Source organism: Intrasporangium mesophilum, assembly GCF_054783095.1.
In genome coordinates this window covers 397,278-421,662 of sequence record NZ_BAAGRF010000029.1, presented here as the reverse complement: position 1 = coordinate 421,662, position 24,385 = coordinate 397,278, and the positions used below count along the sequence as shown (strand labels likewise).

The 24,385-nt window shown below is 70.1% G+C and carries 24 protein-coding genes; 7 read left to right on the top strand and 17 right to left on the bottom strand.

The annotated features are described in order from the left end of the window. Nucleotides 1–167 precede the first annotated feature (167 nt). The 4 genes from ACYVLP_RS21805 to ACYVLP_RS21790 all read right to left on the bottom strand — a co-directional run bounded on the left by ACYVLP_RS21805 (nt 168) and on the right by ACYVLP_RS21790 (nt 3,227). On the bottom strand, nt 168–890 hold the full coding sequence (locus ACYVLP_RS21805) for a hypothetical protein (protein WP_460629402.1): 723 nt from the start codon (nt 888–890) through the stop codon (nt 168–170). 10 nt (nt 891–900) lie between these two features. Beyond that, complete coding sequence (locus ACYVLP_RS21800) at nt 901–2,067, bottom strand: globin domain-containing protein (RefSeq protein ID WP_460629401.1); 1,167 nt, start codon at nt 2,065–2,067, stop codon at nt 901–903. Between the two features lie 4 nt (nt 2,068–2,071). Continuing rightward, a complete protein-coding gene (locus ACYVLP_RS21795; protein WP_460629400.1) occupies nt 2,072–2,431 on the bottom strand; it encodes a group I truncated hemoglobin in 360 nt (119 codons plus the stop codon). Nucleotides 2,432–2,663: 232 nt separating this feature from the next. After that, nucleotides 2,664–3,227 carry an arginase family protein gene (locus tag ACYVLP_RS21790; RefSeq protein WP_460629399.1) on the bottom strand — a complete coding sequence of 188 codons (564 nt, stop codon included), beginning with the start codon at nt 3,225–3,227 and terminating at the stop codon, nt 2,664–2,666. A 134-nt stretch (nt 3,228–3,361) separates the two neighbouring features. Here ACYVLP_RS21790 and ACYVLP_RS21785 point away from each other — a divergent pair, with 134 nt between their 5' ends. Beyond that, entirely contained in the window at nt 3,362–5,485 is a 2,124-nt protein-coding gene (locus tag ACYVLP_RS21785; RefSeq protein ID WP_460629398.1) for a bifunctional lysylphosphatidylglycerol flippase/synthetase MprF, read from the top strand. A 24-nt stretch (nt 5,486–5,509) separates the two neighbouring features. Here the strand turns inward: ACYVLP_RS21785 and ACYVLP_RS21780 are convergent, their stop codons facing one another. The 5 genes from ACYVLP_RS21780 to ACYVLP_RS21760 form a co-directional block, all read right to left on the bottom strand. Continuing rightward, nucleotides 5,510–5,656 (bottom strand): hypothetical protein, encoded by a 147-nt coding sequence (locus tag ACYVLP_RS21780; RefSeq protein ID WP_452269141.1) that lies wholly within the window; start codon nt 5,654–5,656, stop codon nt 5,510–5,512. A 244-nt stretch (nt 5,657–5,900) separates the two neighbouring features. Next, entirely contained in the window at nt 5,901–8,438 is a 2,538-nt protein-coding gene (gene ptsP, locus ACYVLP_RS21775) for a phosphoenolpyruvate--protein phosphotransferase (protein ID WP_460629397.1), read from the bottom strand. Between the two features lie 55 nt (nt 8,439–8,493). Further along, nucleotides 8,494–9,240, bottom strand: a complete 747-nt coding sequence (gene dhaL, locus ACYVLP_RS21770; RefSeq protein ID WP_460629396.1) for a dihydroxyacetone kinase subunit DhaL — start codon at nt 9,238–9,240, stop codon at nt 8,494–8,496. A gap of 2 nt (nt 9,241–9,242) precedes the next feature. Then, nucleotides 9,243–10,244 (bottom strand): dihydroxyacetone kinase subunit DhaK, encoded by a 1,002-nt coding sequence (gene dhaK / locus ACYVLP_RS21765; protein ID WP_460629395.1) that lies wholly within the window; start codon nt 10,242–10,244, stop codon nt 9,243–9,245. A gap of 36 nt (nt 10,245–10,280) precedes the next feature. After that, nucleotides 10,281–11,072 (bottom strand): MIP/aquaporin family protein, encoded by a 792-nt coding sequence (locus tag ACYVLP_RS21760; RefSeq protein ID WP_460629394.1) that lies wholly within the window; start codon nt 11,070–11,072, stop codon nt 10,281–10,283. Between the two features lie 125 nt (nt 11,073–11,197). On the opposite strand from ACYVLP_RS21760, the gene ACYVLP_RS21755 reads away from it, so the two are divergent. After that, entirely contained in the window at nt 11,198–11,965 is a 768-nt protein-coding gene (locus ACYVLP_RS21755) for an IclR family transcriptional regulator (RefSeq protein WP_460629393.1), read from the top strand. Here the strand turns inward: ACYVLP_RS21755 and ACYVLP_RS21750 are convergent, their stop codons facing one another. The 6 genes from ACYVLP_RS21750 to ACYVLP_RS21725 all read right to left on the bottom strand — a co-directional run bounded on the left by ACYVLP_RS21750 (nt 11,966) and on the right by ACYVLP_RS21725 (nt 17,506). Further along, nucleotides 11,966–13,702, bottom strand: coding sequence for a glycoside hydrolase family 13 protein (locus ACYVLP_RS21750; protein WP_460629392.1), 1,737 nt, complete (start codon nt 13,700–13,702; stop codon nt 11,966–11,968). Between the two features lie 332 nt (nt 13,703–14,034). Then, nucleotides 14,035–14,715 carry a hypothetical protein gene (locus ACYVLP_RS21745; RefSeq protein WP_460629391.1) on the bottom strand — a complete coding sequence of 227 codons (681 nt, stop codon included), beginning with the start codon at nt 14,713–14,715 and terminating at the stop codon, nt 14,035–14,037. 94 nt (nt 14,716–14,809) lie between these two features. Beyond that, entirely contained in the window at nt 14,810–15,154 is a 345-nt protein-coding gene (locus tag ACYVLP_RS21740; protein WP_460629390.1) for a VOC family protein, read from the bottom strand. An 81-nt stretch (nt 15,155–15,235) separates the two neighbouring features. Continuing rightward, the gene (locus ACYVLP_RS21735) at nt 15,236–16,141 is read right to left on the bottom strand and encodes a patatin-like phospholipase family protein (protein WP_460629389.1); all 906 of its coding nucleotides are present in this window, start codon (nt 16,139–16,141) and stop codon (nt 15,236–15,238) included. A gap of 179 nt (nt 16,142–16,320) precedes the next feature. Then, nucleotides 16,321–16,800 (bottom strand): hypothetical protein, encoded by a 480-nt coding sequence (locus ACYVLP_RS21730; RefSeq protein ID WP_460629388.1) that lies wholly within the window; start codon nt 16,798–16,800, stop codon nt 16,321–16,323. A gap of 121 nt (nt 16,801–16,921) precedes the next feature. Next, the gene (locus ACYVLP_RS21725) at nt 16,922–17,506 is read right to left on the bottom strand and encodes a TetR/AcrR family transcriptional regulator (RefSeq protein ID WP_460629387.1); all 585 of its coding nucleotides are present in this window, start codon (nt 17,504–17,506) and stop codon (nt 16,922–16,924) included. 94 nt (nt 17,507–17,600) lie between these two features. Between ACYVLP_RS21725 and ACYVLP_RS21720 the strand changes: the two genes are divergently transcribed. Both ACYVLP_RS21720 and ACYVLP_RS21715 read left to right on the top strand, forming a co-directional pair. Further along, nucleotides 17,601–19,955 (top strand): glycoside hydrolase family 3 C-terminal domain-containing protein, encoded by a 2,355-nt coding sequence (locus ACYVLP_RS21720; RefSeq protein ID WP_460629386.1) that lies wholly within the window; start codon nt 17,601–17,603, stop codon nt 19,953–19,955. Between the two features lie 88 nt (nt 19,956–20,043). Then, the gene (locus tag ACYVLP_RS21715) at nt 20,044–20,229 is read left to right on the top strand and encodes a hypothetical protein (RefSeq protein WP_460629385.1); all 186 of its coding nucleotides are present in this window, start codon (nt 20,044–20,046) and stop codon (nt 20,227–20,229) included. 146 nt (nt 20,230–20,375) lie between these two features. Here ACYVLP_RS21715 and ACYVLP_RS21710 read toward each other — a convergent pair whose 3' ends face one another. Next, nucleotides 20,376–21,332 carry an NAD-dependent epimerase/dehydratase family protein gene (locus ACYVLP_RS21710; protein WP_460629384.1) on the bottom strand — a complete coding sequence of 319 codons (957 nt, stop codon included), beginning with the start codon at nt 21,330–21,332 and terminating at the stop codon, nt 20,376–20,378. Between the two features lie 102 nt (nt 21,333–21,434). Between ACYVLP_RS21710 and ACYVLP_RS21705 the strand changes: the two genes are divergently transcribed. Beyond that, nucleotides 21,435–22,349, top strand: a complete 915-nt coding sequence (locus tag ACYVLP_RS21705; RefSeq protein WP_460629383.1) for an RNA polymerase sigma-70 factor — start codon at nt 21,435–21,437, stop codon at nt 22,347–22,349. Between the two features lie 59 nt (nt 22,350–22,408). Here ACYVLP_RS21705 and ACYVLP_RS21700 read toward each other — a convergent pair whose 3' ends face one another. Then, complete coding sequence (locus tag ACYVLP_RS21700) at nt 22,409–22,855, bottom strand: group II truncated hemoglobin (RefSeq protein WP_460629382.1); 447 nt, start codon at nt 22,853–22,855, stop codon at nt 22,409–22,411. A gap of 197 nt (nt 22,856–23,052) precedes the next feature. Between ACYVLP_RS21700 and ACYVLP_RS21695 the strand changes: the two genes are divergently transcribed. After that, entirely contained in the window at nt 23,053–23,904 is an 852-nt protein-coding gene (locus tag ACYVLP_RS21695) for an SMP-30/gluconolactonase/LRE family protein (protein ID WP_460629381.1), read from the top strand. A 52-nt stretch (nt 23,905–23,956) separates the two neighbouring features. After that, a complete protein-coding gene (locus ACYVLP_RS21690; protein WP_460629584.1) occupies nt 23,957–24,364 on the top strand; it encodes a nuclear transport factor 2 family protein in 408 nt (135 codons plus the stop codon). Nucleotides 24,365–24,385: the final 21 nt, after the last annotated feature.

The window sequence follows — 24,385 nt, the reverse complement described above, 5'->3', positions numbered from 1 at the left end:
AGGATCCCCGATCTCACCCCATGGCGGATCGGGCCGCGTCCCAAGGCAGTCGGGAACCTCTCCCGACCGTCCGGATCCCCACTGCGGGCTCGCCAGGCGTCCCTCGCTCACCGCGGGGTCGGGTCATCGAGCTCCGAGCTTGCGGCCCGGCCTTGCACCCCACTGCGTCAGCGGGGGCCCTCCTCCCACGTGGAGTCGCGGTGGAAGTACGAGATCGAGTTCGTCGCCGCCGCGATCGGGGGCCAAGCGGCGGCACCGTTGGTCTCCGTGGGCCGGGCAGACGATGTCGGCCTCGGGGCAGTCGCCGACGGCTCGCTCGGCCGCCACGGATCACTGGGCTGCCACGGCGGCTCTGTCGCCGAGGTCGGCGCAGGCCCCGCGGGTGGCTGGCCTGCTGCGGACCCGTACGTGCCGGGCGTGGGCCGCGGGGCCTCCCGCGTGGCTGGAGGTGCCGGCGGTGCGGCCCGTGGTGCGGGCGGTGGTGCGCTCGGCGCGGCGGGCGCCGAGGCGCCCTCGGCCATCGCCGCGAGCTGGTCGAGCTCGTCGTTGAGAGCCGCAAGCACCGACTTGAGCTGGGTGTGGGCCACGCGAGCGTAGGTCCGCACGTAGGCAAGCTGCTGGGCGTCCACGGCGCCACCGCCACCCCCGGCCTGCTCGGCGCGCGCGCCTTCGGCGGTGGCCACCTGCTGAGCGGCCGTCTGGGCACGCTGGAGGATCTGCCGGTACTGCTCGCGGGCGGACTTCTCGAGGTCGCGTGCGTAGGACTGGGCCTCGGCGACGGCCTCGTCCGCCGCTCGCTGTGCCTTGGCGAGCAGCTCGACTGCGCGGAGGCTCACCTCCGTGTACTTGTCTTCCTGGGACGTCGTGACGTTGTTCGCACCGTCGTTCACGGCAACCCTCCTATCTTGTGGGCTGACCGACGGCCGTCGCCTCGACCGGCGGTTCCGAGGTGATGGCGAACTCCTCGAAGGAGATGGACTCGGGAGCCCGCGGGCTCGCCATGAGGGCCGCCGCCGTGTGCGACACCATGAGCGGCGACCCGCAGACAAGCGCGTCATACGCCCCGGGCATCGTCACCGAGGCTGCCACGTCTCCGACGAGACCGCGAGGGCCGGGGTAGGTCGGGTCGTCCGACACCGCCTCGGTCGCAGAGAACCAGGGGTACTGGGCGAAGTGCCGCAGGCGGTCGCTGGCATACAGGCTCCACGCGAAGCGGGCGCCGTGGACGAGGTGCACCCGACGGGTCGTCCGGCCCGCGAGCCAGGCCCGCTCGATGTCCTCGAGGAGGGCAAGGAACGGCGCGATCCCCGTGCCTCCGCCGACCATGAGCAGGTCCTGCTCGGCCGCGGCGTCGATGGTGAGAGCCGTGCCGACCGGGGCGCCGAGGCGGATCCGGTCGCCCGCTCGGGCGGACGCCACGAACGGCCGGCTGACCAGGCCACCGGGTACCAGGCCGACGTGGAACTCCATCCAGCCGTCGTCCCGGGGGGCGTTCGCCGGGGTGAAGTAGCGCCACACCCGCGGCGCCTGCGGGATGGTGACAGCCAGCGACTGCCCGGACTCGTACGGGACGGGGGTGTCCGGCCGGACCCGGACGATGGCGATCTCCCGGCTCACCCGGGTCGCCTCCATGATCTCAGCGTCCCACCAGGCAGGCTGCGTGTCCTCGGCCGCCTCGGCCGCCCCGACCATCGTCGTGGCGACGACGCCGTAGGCGTCGGCCCAGTCGCGGGCCACGTCTGCCGACCACCCGTCGCCGAGGAAGTGCTTCAGGGTCCACAGCAGCGAGGCACCGACGGCGTCGTAGTGCTCGGCGATGACACTGAACCGGCGATGGTCGCGACCGAGCTGCTCGACGTAGGGCACGACCTCGCCCAGCTGGTCGACGTTGCTGACGATGCGGCCGAGCGCGCCGACGAGGCGGTCGCGCTGGGCGTCCATGGTCAGCGGGAACATGTCCCGCAGCTCTGGGTGCGTGACGAACAGGTGCGAGTAGAAGTACAGCGCTACATCGTCACCGTGCAGGGTGACCTCGTGCCAGGTCGACTTGAGTCGATCTGTGTCCATGTGGTCAGGGTGCGGTCACGATGGACTCGCGCACCTGTCCGAGCGCAGCCCCCACGCGGCCCTGGATGTCGTCCGGCACGCCGGCGTCGTCGAGGGTGGACATGAGGTGGGAGCCGACGCGGTCGTAGTCGCCATGAGTGATGCCGAGTGGCGCGTGTGCCTCGTCGAGAGCACGGCCGTCGTACCCGTTCGGGCCACCGAGGATGGTCGTGATCATGAGCACCTGGTGGCGCTTGAGGGTCGGGAGCGACACGTCGTCGAAGTAGTGGCTGACCTGGTCGTCCGCGGTGAGCCGGCGGTAGAACTCGTCAACCACCGCGCTGACGGCGGGGCCGCCGCCGATCCGCTCGTAGTCACTGGCCATGTCGTTGCCTCCAATGCGTTCGATGTAGCCGGGCACTGGGCGCCACTTAACCACAATCAGCCCGAACAGCGCAGGTCGGAGAATCTGGACTAAAAGTTGCGGATTCGCCAACACTGTGATCCCGCGGTCATGCGCGTATCCTGCCCGGCCGGCCGGGCGGCATACGGTGCCCGCCCAGGGCTACCGCCTCAGACCACGGCGCAGCAGTCGTCAAGCGAGCGTCGGCAGCCGGTCAGGCATCGAGCAGGGGGAACCCTGCGAGGATCTGCTGCAGGTGCATCACCTGGCGGGGCACGAACTCGGCGATGGTCATGGCCACGACAGCTGAGGCTTCGTCGACGTCGGCGATCACGCGGCGGGCCTGTGCGCTCGTGAGCCCGCCGCGGTCGGCGCCGAGGCCCAGCTGGATCTCGTCCGCGTCGATGGTGTCGACGTCGAAGTGGATCGCCACCTTGGTGGCACCCGTACGAGCAAGCCAGTCGAGGAGCGCGGTACTGCTTGACCGCAGCGTGTCCGGTGCGAACACGTGCAGGCCCCAGTCCGCAGCGATGGCGGGCAGGGTCGGGTCCGTCCAGTCGTGCATTCCCACGAGCGCAACCATGCCCGCGTGAGTGGTCGCTGGCAGGACGCCGAGCACGTCGGGGTCGCCATGACCCGTCAGGGCGGACACGACCATGGCGTGGAACCCCGGGTATGCCGTCTCGCCGGTGCCCATGTCAGGGTGCGAGTCGATCCAGATGATGGCGAGGTCGTCGCCGTGCTTGGACAGCAGGTGCGAGAACGGAGCCAGGCTCACGTCGGATCGACATCTGCTGCCGCCTCTCTGGCGCCCGCCTGATGTCATCTCCGGGGCGAAGAGCTGGATCTGGACATCTGGCCGCTTGTTGCGATTCCGCCGTGGGCGGAAGGGAAGAGCGGGAGCATGGAGGCATGCCCCGTCCCTGGACGGTGGTGCGTCGCCTACCCCTGACGAGCGCCCTCGTCGTCGCCATTCTGGCGCTCTCGGTCGTGACCCGGACTCTGTGGAACCCGCTCCTCGACCAGCCTTTCCATGCCTCGGTGGCGTACGGCCTGCCAGCCTTCGAGGAGGGCAGGTGGTGGACCGTCGTCTCTGGCGCGTTCTTCGCGACCCAGCCGCTCAGGTACATACCGATCCTTTTGGGGCTCATGGCTTTCGGCGGTTTCGCCGAGTGGCGTCTCGGGACGGGCCGGTATGCCGTGGCCTTGGTGACCTGTCACGTCCTGGCCGTCGTGGGCGCCGCCGGTCTGTTGTGGCTGACGCGGGACCACGGCTATCTCTGGACGACCACGCTCGCGCGAGCCGTGGACGCTGGGCCTTCTGCCGGCTTTCTCGGGGCGGCCGCCGCGGCCTCGGTCACCCTTATGCCGCCATGGCGAGGCCGGCTGCGAATACTGCTCGTGGCGTATGTGGTGCTGTTCGTCATCTACATGGGCTCGCTGGCGGACGTCGGGCACGTCATCGGCGTCGCCTGGGGCCTGGCCCTGGGGCCGCTGCTCTATGGCAGGGCACCGTCTCTGACGTTCCGCCAGCTGACCCGCCGCGACTACCGGCTGCTCGCCTCGGGACTGTTCGTGCTCGCCGCGATCGAGGGCCTCCTCCAGCCCTTCACTACCGCGAACGGCCCGTTCGACACGACCCTGTCGGCGGCCGCACGGGCGGAGGAGCTGGCGAACCGCGACCTGCTCGCCGGCACGATCCTGGCGGTGATCTGGCTCTGGCTGGCCCGGTCGCTGTACAAGGGCCGGCGCCGGGCCTGGCGCTGGGCGATCGGGGTGCTCGTCGTCGTCATGGGGATCCAGGTGGCGAACCTCGCCTACATGTTCGTCGTCGGCGAACCGGGAAAGGTCCCGATCGTCTGGGACCTGTTCGGGAACTCGCTCGGCCTCGCGGTGCTCCTTGTCGGCCGTCGTGCCTTCCGCAACCCGTCACCCCGACGGGCTCGCCGCACGACCGGGAACCTCGTCGCACCGGCGGACGACGACCAGCGGTCCCGAGCCGCGGACCAGCTGCGCAAGTACGGCACGGTCAACCGGCTCGCGTGGATGACGACGTGGCCGGAGAACCGGTGGTTCGAGTCGCGCACGGTGCCCGGTTTCGTCGCCTACCGGGTCCACGCCGGGGTGGCGATCGGGCTGTGCGACCCGGTCGCGGCGACGGCCACAGACCGGTCGGCGCTGCTCGGCGACTACGCCGACACCGTCCACGCCCAGGGACTCGTGCCGTGCTTGTTCACGGTGACGTCCGAGGCATCGGCCCAGGCGAAGGCCCGGAGCTGGCACTGCCTCCAGGTGGCCGAGGAGGCGTGGATCGACCTGCCGACGCTCGACTTCGTCGGCAAGGCGTGGCAGGACGTCCGGACCGCGCTGAACCAGGCGGGCAAGCTCGGCGTGCGGTTCCGGCTCGGACCCCTGGCCGACATGCCCCGCGGGATCCAGATGCAGGTCAAGGCGATCTCGTCCGAGTGGGTCGAGGACAAGGGCCTGCCCGAGATGGGCTTCACCCTCGGCGGTGTCGACGAGGCGCTCGACCCGGATGTCCTCGCGGGCCTGGCCATCGACGAGGACGGGACCGTCCACGGCGTCACGTCCTGGATGCCCGTCCACCCGGGCGGGGGCGCTGACCCGGTGGGCTGGACGCTCGATGTCATGCGCCGGCTGCCCGGAGGCTTCCGCTACACCATGGAGTACCTCATCGCGTCCGCGTGCATGGACTTCAAGCAGCAAGGGTGTGCCGTCGTCTCCCTGTCGGGTGCTCCCCTCGCCCGGACCGCGGCATCGGCGGGTGACGAGGGCCTCGACCGCGGGACGCTCGACACCTTCCTCGACCGGCTCGGCGCGTCCCTGGAGCCCTACTACGGGTTCCGGTCTCTGCATGCGTTCAAGGCGAAGTTCCAGCCCCGTCCCGAGCCCTTGTTCCTCGTCTTCCCCGACGAGGCCGCGCTCCCGCGCATCGGGCTGGCGCTGAGCCGGGCCTACCTGCCCGAGGCGAGCGTCCGTGACCTGGTCGCCCTAGCCCGGTCGGGGCACGGCTGAGGCGTAAGTCTGCTGCGGGCAGCCTCAGGCCGGAACGCCGTTGCGGGGGGCGTGCGGCCGCGTGAAGGCACGCACGATCTCCGAGCACGCGAGCGCGCCGACCACGGTGCAGCCCATGACGAAGGCCATGGCGATGTTGCGGGCGCGAGGCGCCAGTGTCTGCAGGGTCATCTCGACCTCCTCTCGCGTTCCCCGATCTCCGGTGGCCGACCGTTGGGCCATGGCCACGCTTCCTCCTTGACAGAGTCGCGAAGCCCATGGGCGATACTCACCTTCGCGTCCTCATGTGGTCTCGAAACGGTTGCGGAGACCGCCAGGGCGGGGGAGGGCCGGCGCACGCGGAGGCCGCTCTCCTCGAAGGGCTCGCACGGCATACTCACCGGCTGGTGAGCCCACCCGGCAGGTCGGTCACGGTTCAGGCCGTGACCTCCGACATCGCCGCCAGGACCAGCTTGCGGACGTCGTTTGCGCTGGGCATGGTCAACGCGCGCTGCGCCAGCGCGGCGCATCGGTCGACATTGAGCTCTCGGACCGCCGCCTTGACCCTCGGAACGGCCGGAGGCGCCACGCTGAGCTCCCGTACGCCGAGGCCGGCCAGCACCGGGATCGCCAGATCGTCCGATGCGGCCTCGCCACACACGGCGACGTCGATGTGCCCCGCTGCCGCGCGACACACGTGGTCGACCAGGCGCAGCACCCCTGGGTCGAGAGCGTCAGAGAGAGCAGCGACGCCGCTGTTTCCCCGCTCGGCCGCGAGCGTGTACTGGGTCAGGTCGTTGGTGCCGATGCTGACGAAGTCCACATGGGGCAGGAACGTCTCGATCTTCAGGGCGGCCGAGGGGACCTCGATCATCGTGCCCAGTCGCAGGCCGGCCGGGAGGCCGGAAGGTCCCGCAGCGTCGGTGAGCACCTGACGTGCCTCGACGACCTCGTCGAGCGTCGACACCATCGGGATCATGATGCTCGTGGGGTAGCGACGCGCCGTGTGACACATCGCCACCAGCTGGTCGCGAAGGAGGTCTCGATGCTCGAGGCTCAGGCGTATGCCGCGCCGGCCGAGGAAGGGGTTGGCCTCGTCGGCCATTGTCAGGTAAGGCAGCGGCTTGTCCCCTCCGACGTCGAGCGTTCGCAGCGTGACCCGCCGCCCGCCCATCGCCTGAGCGATCCGGCCGTACTCCTCCTGTTGCTCCTCGACGCTCGGTGCGGCAAGTCGGTCGAGGAAGAGGAACTCGGTGCGGACCAGTCCGGCCTCGTCGGCGCCGGCGTCGTGCGCCGCCTGAGCGTCGCCCACCGACCCCAGGTTGGCGGCAACGACGAACTGCACGTCGTCCCGGGAGACCGCCGGCTGGTCCGCGAGGGCCACCTGCTCCGCACGCAGGCGTGCGGCATCCGAGGCACGTCGGTCGAACTCCTCGACCACGCTCGAGGGTGGATCGACGTGCAGCTCACCCGTGTCTCCGTCGAGCACGACGACGGTTCCCTCTCGGACGTCCAGGACCTCGGGCCCGGCGGCAACGACGACCGGAATGTTGCGGGCCCGGGCCAGAATGGCGGCGTGGGAGGTCGGACTCCCCTGAGCGAGAACGACTCCCGTCACAAGAGTCAGATCCAGAGCTGCGGTCTCGGCGGGCGTCAGGTCGTCGGCCACGAGGACGCCGGGTCCCGTCATGGCGCGGGCGAGTCGACCCGTCATCGCCCGGAGCACCTGGTCGCTCACGGCGCGGACGTCTGCGGCCCGCTCTCGCAGATAGGGGTCGGGAAGGCCTGCCCATTCGCGCTCCACGGCGGCAAGGCTGTCCGCCCATGCCGCATCGGCCCCCATGCCCGCGCCGATGCGAGCCTTGACATCGGCGAACAGCTCGGCGTCGGACAGGAGCGACAGGTGTGCGTCGAAGATGCCGGCCTGCTCGGCCCCGGCTTCGCGCGCGGTCAGGACCCGGACGTGCTCGATCTCGCGACGCACGGCCGCAACGGACTCCACGATGCGTCGCCACTCGGCCGCGGGCTCGCCGATGGGGTGCGCCTCGACGTCGACCGGGGCGGCGACCAACCGCCGGACGGGTCCGATGGCGATTCCCGGCGACGCGGGGACCGGCCCGGTGCTGCCCGTGGCAGCCGAGCCCGGGCGGGACGACTCGATGACCCTCTGGGCCGGCTCGACCGAGGCCGGCGACCCGACCGGTTCGTCGAACCGGCGCTTGGCCAGAGCGAGCACATGCTCGACGGCCTCCTGGGCCTGTGGCCCCGACGCACGGACCTCGACGTCGTGGCCTGACAGGGCGGAGAGGGTCGCCACGCGGCTCAGGCTGCCGGCCGGGACCGGGCCCACGCCGGTAGTGAGGTTGCGGAGCTGGACGGTCGCGTCGAGCGCGCGCACCTCGCTGACCAGGTGGGCTGCAGGTCGTGCGTGCAGCCCGTGGGGGTTGTCGACGCGGAAGACTGCGACGACCTCGTCGAGACTCACGTCGGCGACCTCGGGCTCCTTGCCCTCGACAGTTGTCGACAGGTGAGCAGCCTTGCCCATCAAGGCTCCCCGCGCCTCGGCTGCGACCTCTGCTCGGCTGGCCCCACCCGCAGCTGCGACGGCTGCGACGACGAGGCCCTCGACGAGAGGAGCGGGGGACAGCGTCACCCGGTCGCGGACGGACGGATCCGGAAGCAGGTCGAGCGCGAGCTCGGCACTCAGCAGGGCACTGCCGAGATCCATGAGGACGACGACGCCAGCGGGCCCGTCGGCGCGCTCGATCGCCTCCATGATGCCGACCGCGTCCGTCCCGAACGTCGTGTCGTCCAGTCCGGCGGCGACCTCGACAGTCAGCGGGCGGCCGTGGAGCATCTCCGCAGCCAGCGCGACGGCGGCACGCGCCAGCGCACGGCTGTGCGAGACGACGACGAGTCCGACCCGCGTCTGGTCGTCCGGCGGCGGCGCGTCGGCCGTAGGGCTCTGAGTCATGTCCACTGCGCTCCTCGCTGGTCAGCCGTTCGTATGCCGTCGGCGATGTCCCGGGTCATGTGCCGGTGTCGGCCGCACCGTCCACGGCGGCCGCATCGTCCGCACTGTCCACGGCGGCCGCATCGTCCGCCCTGATGGCGCTGGGTGCGCCCGCCGCGGCTGCAGCGGCGGCCTCGAGCAGCAGAGCCACGCTCGCAGCGCCGGGGTCCTGGTGCCCGACGCTGCGCTCACCGAGGTAGCTCGCCCGGCCCTTGCGGGCCAGCATCGGGGTGGTGGCGTCGCGACCGGCCGCTGCGGCATACCGGGCTGCTTCGAGCCCCTGCGCCAGCGAGCCGTCGACGGCAAGCGAGCGCTCGAGGGCCTCGACGGCGGGGGCCAGGGCGTCGTACATCGTCTTGTCACCGGGTGCGGCCTTGCCGCGGTCGACCACCCCCCCGAGCCCGGCTCGAAGTGCGGCCGCGAACGCGTCGCCGGGGACCGTGTCGCCCGACATGGTCTCGCCGGCGGGTCCGAGCGAGGCCCCCATGCGCATGAACATCGTCCCGAACAACGGCCCGCTCGCTCCACCGACGGTGGAAACCAACGTCATCCCCACCTTGGACAGCAGCGCGGAGGCGTTCGGCGGCGGGTTGTCGTCCAGCGCGGCCACGGCGGCCTTCATACCTCGGTCCATGTTCGACCCGTGGTCGGCATCGCCGATCGCCGCGTCGAGCTCGGTGAGGTGCTCCCGGTTCTCCGCGATCAGCTGGGCGAACCTGCGCACCCAGTCCTCGAAGACCGCCGTGGTCACGTCGTCGCTCATGCTCAGATGCCCCATCTCAACGCGGGAGTGTTCACAGGAGCGTCCCAGAGCGAGAGCAGCTCGTCATCGACCCGAAGCAGGGTCACCGAGACGCCCGCCATGTCGAGTGAGGTGATGTAGGTCCCCACCAGCGACCTCGCGACGGGCAGGCCGTGCTGGTCGAGGAGCTGCTGGATCTCGTTGTACATCACATAGAGCTCGATGAGTGGAGTGCCGCCCAGGCCGTTGACGAAGGCGATCACCGGCTCGCCCTTGGCGAACGGCAGGTCAGCGACGATGGGCTCGACCAGCATCGAGGCGATCTCACGCGCGGGCGCCAGCGGGACCCGCTCCCGACCGGGCTCGCCGTGGATCCCGACACCGAGCTCCATCTCGTCCTCGCCGAGGTCGAACGTCGGGTGGCCCACTGCGGGCACCGTGCACGACGTCAGGGCAAGGCCCATGCTGCGACCGTTCGCGTTGACGGAACGGGCGATCCGGGCCACCTCCTCGAGATCTCGCCCCTGCTCGGCGGCGGCCCCGGCGATCTTCTCGACCAGAACCGTCACGCCGACACCGCGGCGTCCCGCCGTCCAGGTGCTGTCCTGGACCGCGACGTCGTCGTCGGTCACCACCGACAGGACGCGCGCACCCGTCTCCGCTGCAGCCATCTCGGCAGCCATCTCGAAGTTCATCACGTCGCCCGTGTAGTTCTTGACCACGTGCAGGATGCCGGCACCGCCGTCGACCAGCTTCGTGGCCGCCAGGATCTGCCCGGGCACCGGCGAGGTGAACACGTCACCGGCACAGGCTGCGTCGAGCATCCCCAGACCGACGAACCCGCCGTGGAGCGGTTCGTGCCCCGAGCCGCCCCCCGAGATGAGTCCGACCTTGCCCGGCTTCGGGGCTCCGCCCCGGTAGATGACCTTGTTCTCATGGTCGACCCGCAGCTCTGGATGAGCCGCCTCGACGCCGCGCAGGGCCTCCAGTACGACGTCGCTGGGGTCGTTGATCAGCTTCTTCATGGTCAGTCCCTTTCGGTGTGCAGTGGTGAGGGACCGTCAGACACTGCTCGGTTGGCGAGCGTCAGACAGCTGTGGCTCTGGGTCCGCCAGGTCAGGCCCCGCGGCGGGACCAGACCGGTCGGCGGGCGTGCGGGCCAGCAGGCCGTACGCCAGAGCGGCGACGACCCCGGCGAGGATCTCTGCCGCGAGGTAGACGGGCAGCTGGGACCACTTCACCGTGCCGCCCGCGAGCTGCTGGACGAACATGGGACCAACGGTACGAGCCGGGTTGATGGATGCGCCCGTCGTCGGGGCAACGGGAATGATGGCCGCGAAGACAACCAGGCCGATCGCCACGCCGGCGAACCCGGCAGCGGCCTTGCGGTGGATGACGCCGAAGATGGTGAACACCAGGATGAAGGTGCCGACGAACTCCGCGGTGAATGCCTGGACCCAGCTGATGTCGCCGTAGGAGGCGACCCCGAGGCCCACGTCGCTGGCCTTGTGGCCGAGGACGCCGATGATCGCCCCAGCGCCGATCACCGCGCCGACGACCTGTGCGCCGATATATGCCGGCACCTGCGACCAGGGGAACTTGCCGGAGACGGCAAGGCCGATGGTCACGGCCGGGTTGATGTGGTTGCCGCCGACGTGCCCCAAGGCGTACACCGTGGCGATCACCACGGTGCCGAACGCCAGGGAGATCACGCCGAGGTCGGCCATGGTGAACGGCGCATTGCCGTTGACGATCAAGGTGGCGGGGACGGACCCCACCCCGATGAACACCAGGAACGCGGTCCCGATGACCTCAGCGCCCAGGCGCTGGAGGAAGTTGGTCTCGTCAAGCATCGCCCTTGCCCCTTTGCAAGTTGTACGAATGATATTCGACATTGTCGAATGTGATTTGGAGGCTACACCTGTGATTCACTGGGAGGCAAGGGTCTTCGTGAACGGACCGCAGTAGAGGGACAAAAGTGATCCAATCGGTCGACCGCGCCATCCGCGTCCTCAGCGCGCTTCAGGGCGCGCGCCGCCTGAGCCTGTCCGAGCTGGCAGCCCGGCTCGAGCTCGCGCCGTCGACGACGCACGGCATCGTCCGAAGCCTCGTCGAGCACGGCATGGTCGTGCAGGAGCGGGGTTCCAGCCGCTACCAGCTCGGACCCGCGGTCCTGCGGCTGGGCAACGTCTACCTCGACACCCTCGAGCTGCGATCGCGGGCGATTCCCTGGGCCGAGGACCTCGCCCGCCGGACGGGTCTCGCGGTGCGCACCGGTGTGCTCCTCGTCGACGACGTCGTGATCATCCACCATGAGCCGCGCCCTGACGGGAGCAGGCAGATGCCCGAGGTCGGCATCGTCATCCCCGCCCACGCCAGCGCGCTCGGCAAGGCCATGCTCGCGTTCCTGCCCGACGACGAGAAGCGGGTGCTCGCCTCCGGTGAGCTGCGCAGCATGACCGGGGAGACCATCACCTCGCCCGCTGGGCTCCGGGCTCAGCTCGAGGACATCCGGGCGAGCGGGTTCGCCGTCGAGCAGGATGAGGCGGTGATCGGCGAGAGCTCGATCGGGAGCCCGATCTTCGACTCCTACGGGGAGGCTGTCGGGGCCATCGGTGTCGTGATCCCGTCCGACGGAGACGTCGCTCGCCACAGCGCACGCGACCTCGTTCGTGAGGCCGCGAGGTCGGTCTCGCGGGAGCTCGGTGCAGACGTCTGGCCTCCCCGCGCGCCCTCCGGGGCGTAGTCACACCTGGTCGAGAGGCGCTGCGGTGAGCTCGAACCAGGCGGCGCTGTTCGGTGGCATCTTCTCTCCCGTCTCTGGGTCGCTCGCGAGCAGGAGCTGACCGTCGACAGGAGTCCGCACGAGGCGTGACGAGCAGTTGACGACGCACGCGAATCCGTCGCCCCGGGTGAACGCCAGCACACCTGGTTCCGTTGGGAGCCAACGCAACTCGCTGGAGGACGGTGCGGCGAGTCGGCGTCGCAAGGCGATTGCCTCGCGGTAGAGCTGAAGCATCGACTCATCCGACCTGAGCTGGTTGTCGACGGAGTAGTACTCGAACCACGCCGGCTGCGGCAGCCATGGTCGCCGGCCTCCCGCGGTGGGGTCTGCCGGCGAGAAGCCGAAGGACTCGGCAGGAGACGAGGTCCAGGGCAGCGGGACCCGGCACCCGTCTCGGCCACGTCGGGCTCCACTGGTGCGATAGAACATCGGGTCGGTGAGCACGTGGTCGGGCAGGTCGGTGACCTCGGGCAGCCCGAGCTCCTCGCCCTGGTAGAGGAACGTCGATCCCGGCAGAGCCAGCATGAGCAGGGCTGCGGCGCGGGCCCGCTCGGTGCCGAGGTCGACGTCGCCGGGCTCACCGCCCGGCGTTCCACCGGCATACCGGGTCACCACCCGGGGCATGTCGTGGTTGTTGAGCACCCAGGCGACCGGAGATCCGTGCGTGGACACGGTTTGTAGGCCGCGCTCGATCGAGTCGTGCAGGTCCGCGGCGTCCCACGGTGTGCGGAGGAAGTCGAAGAAGAAGCTCTGGTGCAGCTCGTCCGGCCGCTGGTAGTCCGCGAGCTGCGCGGCGTCGAGGACGCCGACCTCGCCGATGAGCACGCGTCCCCGGCCGGTCGTCGCGGCGTAGTCTTCGGCGATCCGGCGCCACCGGCGCCAGACGTCGTGGACCTCGGGCTGGTTCCACGCGTACGGGTTGACCGGGTCACCCGTGAGCTCGTCCATCGGGGCCAGGTCGTGGTCGGGCAGGTCCTTGCCCTTGTGCAGACCGTGCGCAACATCGATCCGCAGCCCGTCGACACCGCGGTCGAACCAGAAGCGGATCACCTCGTCGAAGTAGTCGTTGACGTCGGGGTGCCTCCAGTTGAAGTCGGCCTGCTCGGGGGCGAAGGTGTGCAGGTACCACTGTCCTTCGGTGCCATCCGGCTCGGAGACGCGCCGCCACGCCGGCCCGCCGAAGATGGAGCACCAGTTGTTCGGCGGGAGGTCCCCGTGCTCGCCGCGGCCGTCGGCGAAGTGGAACCGTTGCCGCTCGGAGCTGCCGGGGCCGGCTGCGACCGCGGCGGTGAACCACGGGTGCTCGACCGAGCAGTGGTTCGGGACCATGTCGGTGATGACCTTGAGGTCCAAGCGGTGGGCGTCGCGAAGCAGGGCGTCGAAGCCCTCGAGGGTGCCGAGCTCGGGGTTCACGTTCAGGTAGTCGGCCACGTCGTACCCGTGGTCGTGCTGCGGCGAGGGGTAGAAGGGACTGATCCAGATCGCGTCGACTCCCAGCTCACGCAGGTAGGGAAGCCTGCTGCGCACGCCGTCCAGGTCGCCCACGCCGTCGCCGTCGGAGTCCTGGAAGCTGCGCACGTACACCTGGTAGGTGACCGCCTGGCGCCACCAGCCGCGGTCCGGGCCCGGAGCCTGCGCACGCACCGGCGCACCGACGACGCCCGACGGGCTGAGCGTGATGCGTGAAGTGGAGTACATGGCAGGCCCTAGGAGGACTCGAGGTGTTCGCTTGCATGCCAGAGTCCTCAGCCACGCGTCCACGTACATCCGGGAAAGTACGCATCCCGGTACCTATTCCCCCCTGGTTGATCTCAGGGAGATGTCGTCGTGGCGATCAGGGTGCCGGTGGGGTGTGAGACCCCTGGCCGCCAGTCGCCCCGCCACACGCAGCAACGACAACGGATTGTCGGCAACGCCTCGGGAGCGGGTCCGGGGTCACCTGGGGACGGTCCGGGGCCGATCTGGGCGCGTCGGGGACCACATGTGGACGGCGGTGTCAAAACTCGCCTACTATTGACATCAGACGGTTCCTAGGGAACCGGATAGCCAGGTCGGGACCTCCTGAGGCAATTCAGGCGCCCGACCTGACGCATGTCCGGGGTCAGACAGCCCCAAGGTCGATGCGCGCAACGAGCTCGCCCAACTCGCTGTAGACCGCGTTGCGGCCGACGCGGTGATCGCCAGCCGCCGGCGACAGCATCGGCCAGCCACAGCAGCGGCTCCTGCAGCGGCTCGCCGTGGGACACGACCAGTCGCCTGGACACCAGCCGGGCGTCACGGAAGTGACCGATGGATCTCAGGTCGTGCCGGTCACGTTCCGCGTGTCTCGACTCGAGCATCAGGTGGGCGACCTCGCGCCGGTCCAGCTCGTACAGGAGTGCCTTGAGTACCTGGGCGCGGGCGCGCTCTTGGTTCTGGTGGTCGACCATCGCGCCGACGACTACGAGAGATTCGACATGCATGGCTGCGATCGTCTTGACGATCAGGACCTTGGCTGACTCTTCCTCGTCGCGCCAGTGGACGCGCTGCAGCTTCTTTCGCGCCAGCGGGCGCAATGCGTCCCGGACGTCCTCGCACTGTGGCGCCGGCAGGATCGCGGCGGCCATGAAGTAGCACATCGTCGTCGAGTCGACGCGTCTCATCGACTCGTCGCCGAAGGCGAGCAGCGGCGCCGGGATATCGGACCGGATGGGCGGGTCGGAGAGCAGCACGAGGGCAAGGCTAAGCCTGCCCACGGACGCCTCTCGGTGTGTCGCGCGGGGTCCGCGCGCTAACGATGGTTCTCACACAACTTCGCGCTCCCGGCTATCCACCCTCGGCCATGTAGAGCGGGTTGCCGTCGGGATCCGCGAAGTACGCCAGCTTCAGTCGGCCCTCGGCATCGGGATCGGGCCCGACGACGGCAACCCCGCGCTGCTTCAGCGCGTCGGCGACCTGTTCGATGGGCTCATCGACGCTGAGCCCCACGGTCACGGCACCGGCCGTGCCAGGTGCCGGGGCGCGTTTGCTGGCCGGATGCAGACCGAGCTGAAGGCCCTCCCCGGCGTCGATCCCGGCCCAGTGATCGCCCGCGCGGTAGACGAGCCGCAGGCCCAGCGTGTCGGTGTAGAAGGCAACCGCCCGGTCCATGTCCGTGACGTAGATGGTCACGGTGCCACCCTTGAACATGGTGCATTCTCCGCCCGGCCGCGAGGGCAACTCCAGCCTCTCGGTCTGCCTGAACGCGCAGCCTCATCCAGCAAGACCGGACGTCAGGCCGGGGGGCCGTATGCCGCTGCGGTGGTGGTGCAGCGTCAGGAACCTTTCGGGTGAGGGCAGCTCGGTACCACCGCTCGCCATCCAGTCGAGGGCGCTCCGACGGCCGCGGGCGACGAGCTCGGCCGCGTGGGTGAAGTCGGTGGCAGGAACCGCGAGGGGGCACAGCGGCGGCAGGACCCTCAGCTTCGCCCGGTCCGCCAGGGCCGCGACCTCGGCGACCAGCCGTTGCTCGAGCAACAGGCTCAGCGCGTGGGTGGCCAAGCCGATGGCCGACGCCGGCGGGTGCGCCAGCGCACATGGTGAGCCGGAGGGCAGGAGGTAGATCTCCGTGGCGCCGAGGTCGACGGCGTGGCTGACTCCGGAGCGGTCGGCGAGAGCACCGTCCATGAGGACGCGTCCGTCCATGGTCACCGGCGGGAAGACGCCCGGGATGGCCGTGCTCGCCAGGAGCCCTGTCGTGACCGGCCCGTGGCTGACGAGCACCGAGCGCCCGCTGAGCACGTCGGCTGCCACGAAGTGGACCGGGATCTTCGCGTCGGCCAGGTCTGCGAAGCCGGTGTGCCTCGTAACGAGGTCGCGGAGGCCGTCCTCGGAGGCGACCGCGGCCCGACGCCCGAGCAGGCCCCCGACGACCCGGCGGAGCCCGACGTGGAACACGTCGGACCGGTGCAGCCCGACCCAGACCTCCGCAAGCTCGTCCAGGGAATCCGCCGACATGCCGTGACCGCCGACCCAGGCAGCGTTCATCGCCCCCGCCGAGGTGCCCACGAGCAGGTCCGGCCGGATGTGGTGGTGGGCCAGCGCCTGAAGCATCCCGACCTGCACCGCGCCGAGGCTGCCGCCTCCGGAGAGGACGAATGCGGTGGTCGCTGTGCTCATGCCCAGTTTGCCGCGGCTCGACGGCGTTTCTTACCGCGGAGTCGACCACACGACGTTCCGCCGTTTGCTCGGCCCACTCGACGTGGGGCGTTCACCAGTCGAGTGAGCGCTCGGTCGCACTGGTCCCTCCCGTCCCTCACGACTCGTACCCGAGTGCGCCGGAGCCAGGCGAGCGCGGGTCAGGCGCCGACGGCCTCGCGCACCTGGTCGAGCATGGCCTGTTCGCCCTCGCTGACCTGTTTCGCGCCGAAGCCCATGAAGCCGCCGTCCTTGGCAGCGTCGGCCGCGGCCTGCGCTGTCGCGAGCAGCCAGCGTGCGAAGGCGGCCGCCTCGTCCGCGGTGGCCTTCGCTACGACGAGTGTCATGACGCCTCGGAGCTCGTCGAGCACCTGGGAGCCGGGCGCCGCCCCGCCAGTCGGTTTCCAGCCTTTCAGCGGGTTCTGCCTGTCCTGGGTCATCGCCTGGATCTCCAAGGCGACCTCGGCAAGCAGCTGCTCGCGGCTGGGCGGGTTGGTGGCCGACTTGATCGTGGCCATCGTCTCCTTGCCCATCTCGAACGGCCCTCCGGGGTCAGCCAGCGAGATGGCCATGCCGGCCACGAACGGTGCCCGCACGACGCGGGTCCAGTCTTCCGCGGGGAAGTCGCTCTTGGTCGTCACGGTATGCCGTCCTTCCAGTTCGAGAGTGCCGTCACCGTGCGAGGTTGGCCGGCCTGTCCTGCCAGTCTCTCCGGGGACCGGACGCGTGTCACCCGCCCGCGGTGGCTCGCGCGTGAGTTGCTCAACCGTGTTGAAGGACGCGCCACAGCGTCTCGAGGTGGTCGGCCATGTCGATGGACGGGTCGAGCATCCACTGGGTCTGAAGGCCATCGGCCGCGGCAAGCAGGATGGTGGCCGCGCTCGTCGCGTCCAGCGCATCGGGCAGCTCACCCTGATCCTGAGCCGCCTGGATCTCGGACGCGAGAGCGGTGCGAAGCGATGCGTACCGCTCCACGAAGTAGCCGTGCGCCGCGTGCTCCGGATGCGTCGCCTCGGTGGAGAGCTGGGCGTACAGCTGGACCAGGCCCGGCACGGTCGCGTTGTGCCGAACCACCTCGATGAGCCCACCGACCATGGCTCCACCGCCATCCGGCATACGCTCGCGGTCGACCTCATCGCGCTTGCGCAGGATCTCGGCGAACAGCTCCTCCTTGGAGGAGAAGTAGTGCAGCAGACCCGCCTGGCTGAGCCCGACCGCGTCGGCGAGGTCGCGCACGGACGTCCGCTGGTAGCCGTTGCGGGCGATGACGTCGAGGGCAGCGGTGAGGATCTCTTCGCGCTTCGCGATGCCCTTCGCGTACGAGCCCCGTGGGGTCCTGCCGCTCATGGCAGTGAATCGTACGGATCCTCTTGTCAGATGAAAACCGAGCGCCGTATGGTTTTGGGAGCCCGTCGCGCGACTGCGACCCGAAAGGACGACGATGACCGACCTCGTGCCCTCGATCCACACCTCCGCGCCCGAGGAGGTGGTCGCTGCCCTGACGCTCGAGGAGAAGGCGTCGCTGACCAGTGGCGCGAGCTTCTGGTTCACGAAATCGCTTGAACGCGTGGGGATTCCGGAGGTGATGCTGACCGACGGGCCGCACGGTGTGCGCAAGCAGCGGGTGGGCGGTGACCTGGTCTCTCTCGCTGACAGTGTCCCGGCAACGTGCTTCCCGCCCGCCGTGGCGCTCGGCTCGACGTTCGACCCGGAGCTGCTCGAGCGGGTCGGTGCGGCGCTCGGTGACGAAGCAGTGGCCGAGGAGGTCGGCGTCCTGCTCGGTCCGGGGATCAACCTCAAGCGGTCACCGCTCTGCGGCCGCAACTTCGAGTACTTCTCGGAGGACCCCTTCGCCTCCGGCGTGCTCGGCGCCGCACTCGTGCGCGGTCTGCAGAGCCGCGGCGTCGGCGCCTCGGTCAAGCACTTCGCCGCGAACAACCAGGAGACCGACCGGATGCGCGTGTCGGCCGACGTCGACGAGCGGCCGCTGCGGGAGATCTACCTCCGTGGCTTCCAGCGCGTCGTGACCGAGGCTCGCCCCTGGACGGTGATGTGCTCCTACAACCGCATCAACGGCACCTACGCATCCGAGAACCCGTGGCTGCTCACCGAGGTGCTGCGCGACGAGTGGGGCTACGAAGGCCTGGTCATGTCCGACTGGGGAGCAGTGAACGACCGGGTCGCCGGGCTCGCGGCAGGTCTCGACCTGGAGATGCCGTCCAGCGGTGGACGTACCGATGCCGAGATCGTCGGCGCCGTACGTGCCGGGGAGCTCGACGAGTCGGTCCTCGACCGGGCCGCGGTCCGTGTCGTCGACCTCGTGCAGAAGGCGCTGACCCGCGATGGCCGCCTCGCGACAACCGAATCATCAACGCGGTCAACGAGTTCCGGCTCCGGCGACGGCTGGGATGTGGACCAGCATCACGCGCTCGCCCGTGAGGCGGCCGGCCGAAGTGTCGTCCTTCTCAAGAACGACGGCGACCTGCTGCCCCTGTCGCCGACCCAGAGCGTCGCGGTGATCGGCGCCTTCGCGACCGAGCCGCGGTACCAGGGCGCCGGCAGCTCGTTGATCAACCCGACGCGGCTCGACCGAGCCCTCGACGGGCTGACCGGGTATGCCGGCGAGGGCCAGGTCGGGTACGCCGCCGGCTTCGTGCTGGGTGGCCCGTCGGAGTCGCGGTCGCCCGAGGTGTTGGTCGAGGAGGCCGTCGCACTGGCTGCTTCCAAGGACGTGGCGGTGGTGTTCCTGGGGCTGCCGGCAGAGCTGGAGTCCGAGGGCTACGACCGCGATGACATCGACCTGCCCGCTGACCAGCTGACCCTCCTGTCCGCGGTGGTCGAGGCGAACCCACGCACCGTCGTCGTGCTGTCCAACGGCGGTGTCCTACGGCTCGGCGAGGTCGCCGAACGGGCTGCGGCGGTGCTCGAGGGATGGCTGCTCGGCCAAGCCGGCGGCAGTGGGGTGGCCGACGTCCTCTACGGCACGGTCAACCCGTCGGCGCGCCTCACCGAGACGGTGCCGCATCGCCTCCAGGACTCACCGGCATACCTCGACTTCCCCGGCGAACACGGCCACGTCCGCTATGGCGAGGGCATCTTCGTCGGTTACCGCTGGTACGACGCCCGGGACGTCGACGTGCAGTACCCCTTCGGCCACGGCCTGTCGTACACGACGTTCGACTACTCGTCCCTGTCGGTCGGCCAGGCCGACGCGGGGCTCACCGTTAGCCTCACCGTGACCAACTCGGGCGCCCGCGACGGGCGCGAGGTGGTGCAGGTGTACGTCGGGATGCCCGATTCCACCGTGACGCGAGCGCCCAAGGAGCTCAAGGGATTTGCCTCCGTTGACGTCCCGGCGGGCGAGAGCCGCGAGGTGCAGGTACAGGTGCCGCGCTCAGACCTCGCGTACTGGAACACCCAGGTGGGCGGGTGGGTCGTCGAGAGCGGCACATATGCCGTCCACGTCGGCGCGTCGAGCCGTGACCTCCGCCTGCACGGCAGCGTCGAGGTGGCCGGCGACCACATCGCGGTCCCACTGACCGTCGACTCGTCGGTCGCGGAGATCCTGGCCGACCCGCAGGCGGCCGAGCTCGTGCGGGCCGCGCTCACGGGCGGTGGCACGACGGGAGGCACCGGTCGGCCGGGTCCTGCATTCCTGCTCGACGACGTCGAGATGCGAAAGCTGCTGGACAACGCCCCCATCGGACGGATCGCGGGCTTCCCCGGCAGCCCAGCGACTCCGGGCGAGGTGGGCGCGGTGCTGCGCGACCTCAACTCCGCTCGCGGCATCGGCTGATATCGGGCACTGCAGTCGTCGCAGACCGGCCCGGCGCCCAAGGCGTCCGTCGCCTTGCTCTCAGCACCCTGTGCCATGCTCGATGAGTATGAGTAACGACGAGCAGCACCACGACAAGGACACGCGCGACGAGAGCTCCGAGGCCCTGTTGCACTGGGCCAGCGAGGACCTGGAACGACCCGCCGGGGAAGAGGACGAGCGGGCCGAGCGACAGGCCGAGGCCGACGAGAAGCGCAAGGTAGGTCCGGAGGCGGACGACCCCTGGGTCGAGTGAGCGGCGCGCCGGTCGTGAGAGCCGGACTTCGCCGAACTGCTTGGACCGAGGGCCGTATGCTGCTGACCCGCGCCCTGCTGGAAGGTGAGCTCGGGCGCGCGGGGCGAGCCAACGGCATACGGTGAGTTGACGAAAAGGACTGGGAGTCAGAGGCCCTCGGCGAAACCGACTCGCCATGTCGGGTACCTGAGCGTCCAGTCGAGCTCACGCTTGGCCTTGGCATTGGACGACCCGCGCGCGTTGGTCATCGTGTTGACGCCGTGCTCGCCGATGAGCATCCTGGCGAGCCAAGCCGGGACGTGGCGTGGCGGTTCGGCGCCGAGCTCGCGGGCGAGTGCAGGGAGCCAGTCGGACACCGGGGCCGGCTCGTCGTCGACGATGTTGTAGAGGCCGCGGTCACCATGGTCGACGGCGGCGACGGTCGCTGACGCAGCGTCGACGGCGTGGATGAACGACCAGAGCCCTGCGCCGCTGCCGACGATCGGGAGCCGGCGCCGGGTGACGAGCTCGAGCATCTCGGAGTCCTCGCCCCGGGCGATACCGGTTCCGGGGCCGTAGAAGCCGCCGTAGCGCAGCACGATCCCATCGAGGTCCGGCGTGGCGGGGACCGTGTCCTCCAGCCAGCGGATGGCCTGGAGGGTCTCGCGCGCCTCACGGCCCGGGTGCGGGTCGAGCGGGGTCGACTCGTCGGCGAGCCCGTCGGGTCCGGACGGACCGGTCCGCTCGTTGGTCCAGCCGGTGAAGCTCTGCGCGATGAACCGGCTGACACCGTTGCGGCCCGCGGCCTCGAGCAGGTGCCGCGTGGCCTCGGTGCGGAGGCGGTTGGTCATGGCGAAGTCGCGGTCGAAGTGCTTGGGGTTCAGGCCGCCCTTGAGCGCAGTCAGCTGGTGGATGATGACGTCCGGTTTGGCCTCCTCGACTGCGCGCAGGACGGAGTCGCGGTCCAGCCCGTCCATGACGACGGGGGTCGCGCCGGCCCGCTCGATCGCGGCGGCGTGGTTGTCGCTGCGCGTGGTGCCGTGGACGGCATGGCCGGCGGCGACGAGCGCCGGGGTCAGGGTGTGGCCGATGGCGCCGCTGGCGCCGGCGAGCAGGACTCGCATGATGGGCTCCTTCGTGGGCGGGCTTTCCTGGTGGAAGGCCTCGTTGCCCCCTCGACGAGATGGGCGTTCGATCTGTGACAGCAGCCGTGCCAGGGTGGTCACGTGACGCTGATCGCCACCTCCCACGACGACCTCCGGCCGCTGATGTTCTCGGTCGCCTACCGCATGCTCGGGAGTGTGGCGGAGGCCGAGGACGTGGTGCAGGAGGCGTTCATCCGGATGACGCAGGCTGAGAGCGGCGGCGCCAGCCCCGACAACCTCGATGCCTGGGCGACGACCATCACGACCCGACTCGCGATCGACACCCTCCGTTCCGCCCGGGTGCGGCGCGAGTCGTACGTCGGGCCGTGGCTGCCGGAGCCGCTGGTCGCCGGGCGCGGGCCCGACCCCGCAGAGGTGGTCGAGCTGGATGACACCGTCTCGACGGCGATGCTCGTCCTGCTCGAGACGCTCACTCCGCACGAGCGCGCGGTGTTCATCCTGCGCGAGGCGCTCGGCTACGACTACGCGGCGGTCGCCGAGGTCGTCGAGCAGTCTGAGGCGGCGTGCCGCCAGCACTTCTCGCGGGCGCGGCGACACGTGGAGGCTGGGCGGCCGCGGTTCGAGGCCTCACCGCAGCGGCGGGACGAGCTGGCGTCCGCATTCCTCGACGCGGTGCGCGGCGGTGGCCTCGACGAGCTCGAGGCTCTGCTGGCCGAGGACGTGACCTTCTGGGGAGACGGCGGTGGCAAGGCGCCGGCGATCCAGAAGCCGTTGGTTGGTGCGGTCGCGGTGGCGCGGTTCCTGCTCGGTCTGGCTCGACGCGGCGACCCGCTCGGCGTGCGCCTGGAGCCAACACACGCCAACGGCCAGCCGGCCCTGATCACCCTCGGTCCGGACGGGGAGCTCTTCGGCGTCATGACGATCGACATCGGCGCTGACGGCCGGATCACCGGGCTGCGCAACCAGATCAACCCCGACAAGCTCCGGCATCTTGGCGCGGTCGGCGACCTCAACGCCCTGATGCGCGCGGACTGACGAGTCGGCAGGACCCAGGCACTCAGCGCGTACCACCGCACCGGTTGCCGGCGGGTGGCCTACGTCATGAGACCGTCGTGGCTCCACCGTGGCGTGGGACCGGGATCGCCGAGGTCGGTGCCGGATGGTGACTGAGACACGTCCTGTGCGATCTGAGTGCCCCAGCTGAAGTAGTCCATCAGTGTCGTCGCCAGCTCGGGTCTCCCCGGCAGCACCGAGTCGATCGCTTCCGACATGAGCTGCAGCCAGCGCTCACGGTGTTCGTCACGGATGCCCAGCCCGAGGTGGCTGCGCAACAGCGCCTGATGGCCTCCGAGCCTCGCGGTGTAAGCCTCGGGACCGCCGAACACCTCCGCCAGCCACACCGCGACGTGGTCGACGTGGGTCCGCGTGAAGTGGACGAACACCGGCGCAAGGAGCTCGTCTGCCAGCACGCGGTCGTAGAAGTCCGCGCTCAGCGCGCGCAGCCCGGCCAGCCCGCCGACGTCGTCGTAGAGAGAGCCCATGGAGACATCGTCGGATGCGAACCTCCTGAGGGGCAACGGATTCTGCCAGCAGTGAACGAGCCGCAGCTCGCCCTGCCGTGAGCACGATCGTCGCAGGCGCCACGGGTAGGCCTGTCGATCGGTGGGGTCGGCGTTCGTATAGGAGGTGAAGGCGCCGGCTGGCCGGCCGGCGCTCCTGGCGAAGTGAGGAGAGGTCCATGTCCGAGCCGAAGGTCCTGCTGACCGGCCTGGGATTTCCCGAGTCACCGCGGTGGCACGAAGGCCGTCTGTGGTTCTGTAACTGGATCGACCGCCAGGTGGTGGCCGCCGGCCTGGACGGCCAGGCCGAAGTCATCGCGACGCTGGGTCCCGACAGCCGCTCGATGGGCTACTCGATCGACTGGCTGCCCGACGGGAGGCTGCTGGTCACTGGCGACAAGCTGCGGCGCCGGGAGCCCGACGGGTCGATCGTGGTTCTCGCCGACCAGCCTGCCAACGAGATCGTGGTGGACGGACGCGGCAACATCTACCTCAACGGCGCGGACTTCGACTTCGTCGCTGGAGCGCCGCCCGAGCCGGGCTACATCAAGCTCGCGACCCCGGACGGCCGGATCCGACAGGTCGCCGACGACATCCAGTTCCCCAACGGCATGGTGGTCACCCCGGATGACCGGACCCTGATCATCGCCGAGTCGTTCGCCGGTCGGCTGACCGCGTTCGACATCGACGCCGACGGAGGGCTGTCCAACCGTCGGGTCTTCGCCGACGGACTCGGCCCTGACGGCATCTGCCTGGACACCGAAGGGGCGGTCTGGGTCGGCACCGCCGACTACGCAGTGGCCCGCGTCGCGCAGGGCGGCGAGGTCCTGCAGCGCGTCGAGCTGCCGGAGAACCGGGCCTCGTTCGCGCTGATGCTCGGAGGTCCGGACCGGCGCACCCTGTTCATCCTGACGGCCGAGTGGCGGCCGGGGGACGGCCCGGTCGAGAACCTCGATCGGCTGGCCAACGGGCCTCGCACCGGGCAGGTCCTCACCGTCCCGGTGACCGTGCCCGGCGCCGGTCGCCCCTGACGCAGGCGTTGGTTACGCGACGCAACGGGGCTACGTTCGTGCTGTGACCACGATGACGGAGCGGCTGAGGGATGCGGTGAACTCCCACGACGCACAGCAGGTGGCCTCGCTGGTCGCCGTCGACTACCAGAGCTCCCAGCCCATCCATCCGAACCGCGGGTTCGGGGGACGCGCACAGGTGCTGGCGAACTGGACATCAGTCTTCGCCGGCGTGCCGGACATCGTCGCCGAGCTGGTCGCGTCCTCCGTAGACGGGCAGACCGAGTGGGGCGAGTGGGACTGGCACGGGCACCACGAGGATGGCTCTGCGTTCGCGATGCGCGGTGTCACGATCCTGACAAAGCGCGACGACCTTGTCGCAGAGATGCGCCTCTACCTGGAGACCGTCGAGATCGGCGGCGCAGACATCGACGCTGCGGTCGAGCAGGTGTACCAGCCGCCCCCGGGACCATCCCGCTGAGGCCGCTCGCGCCATGGACTC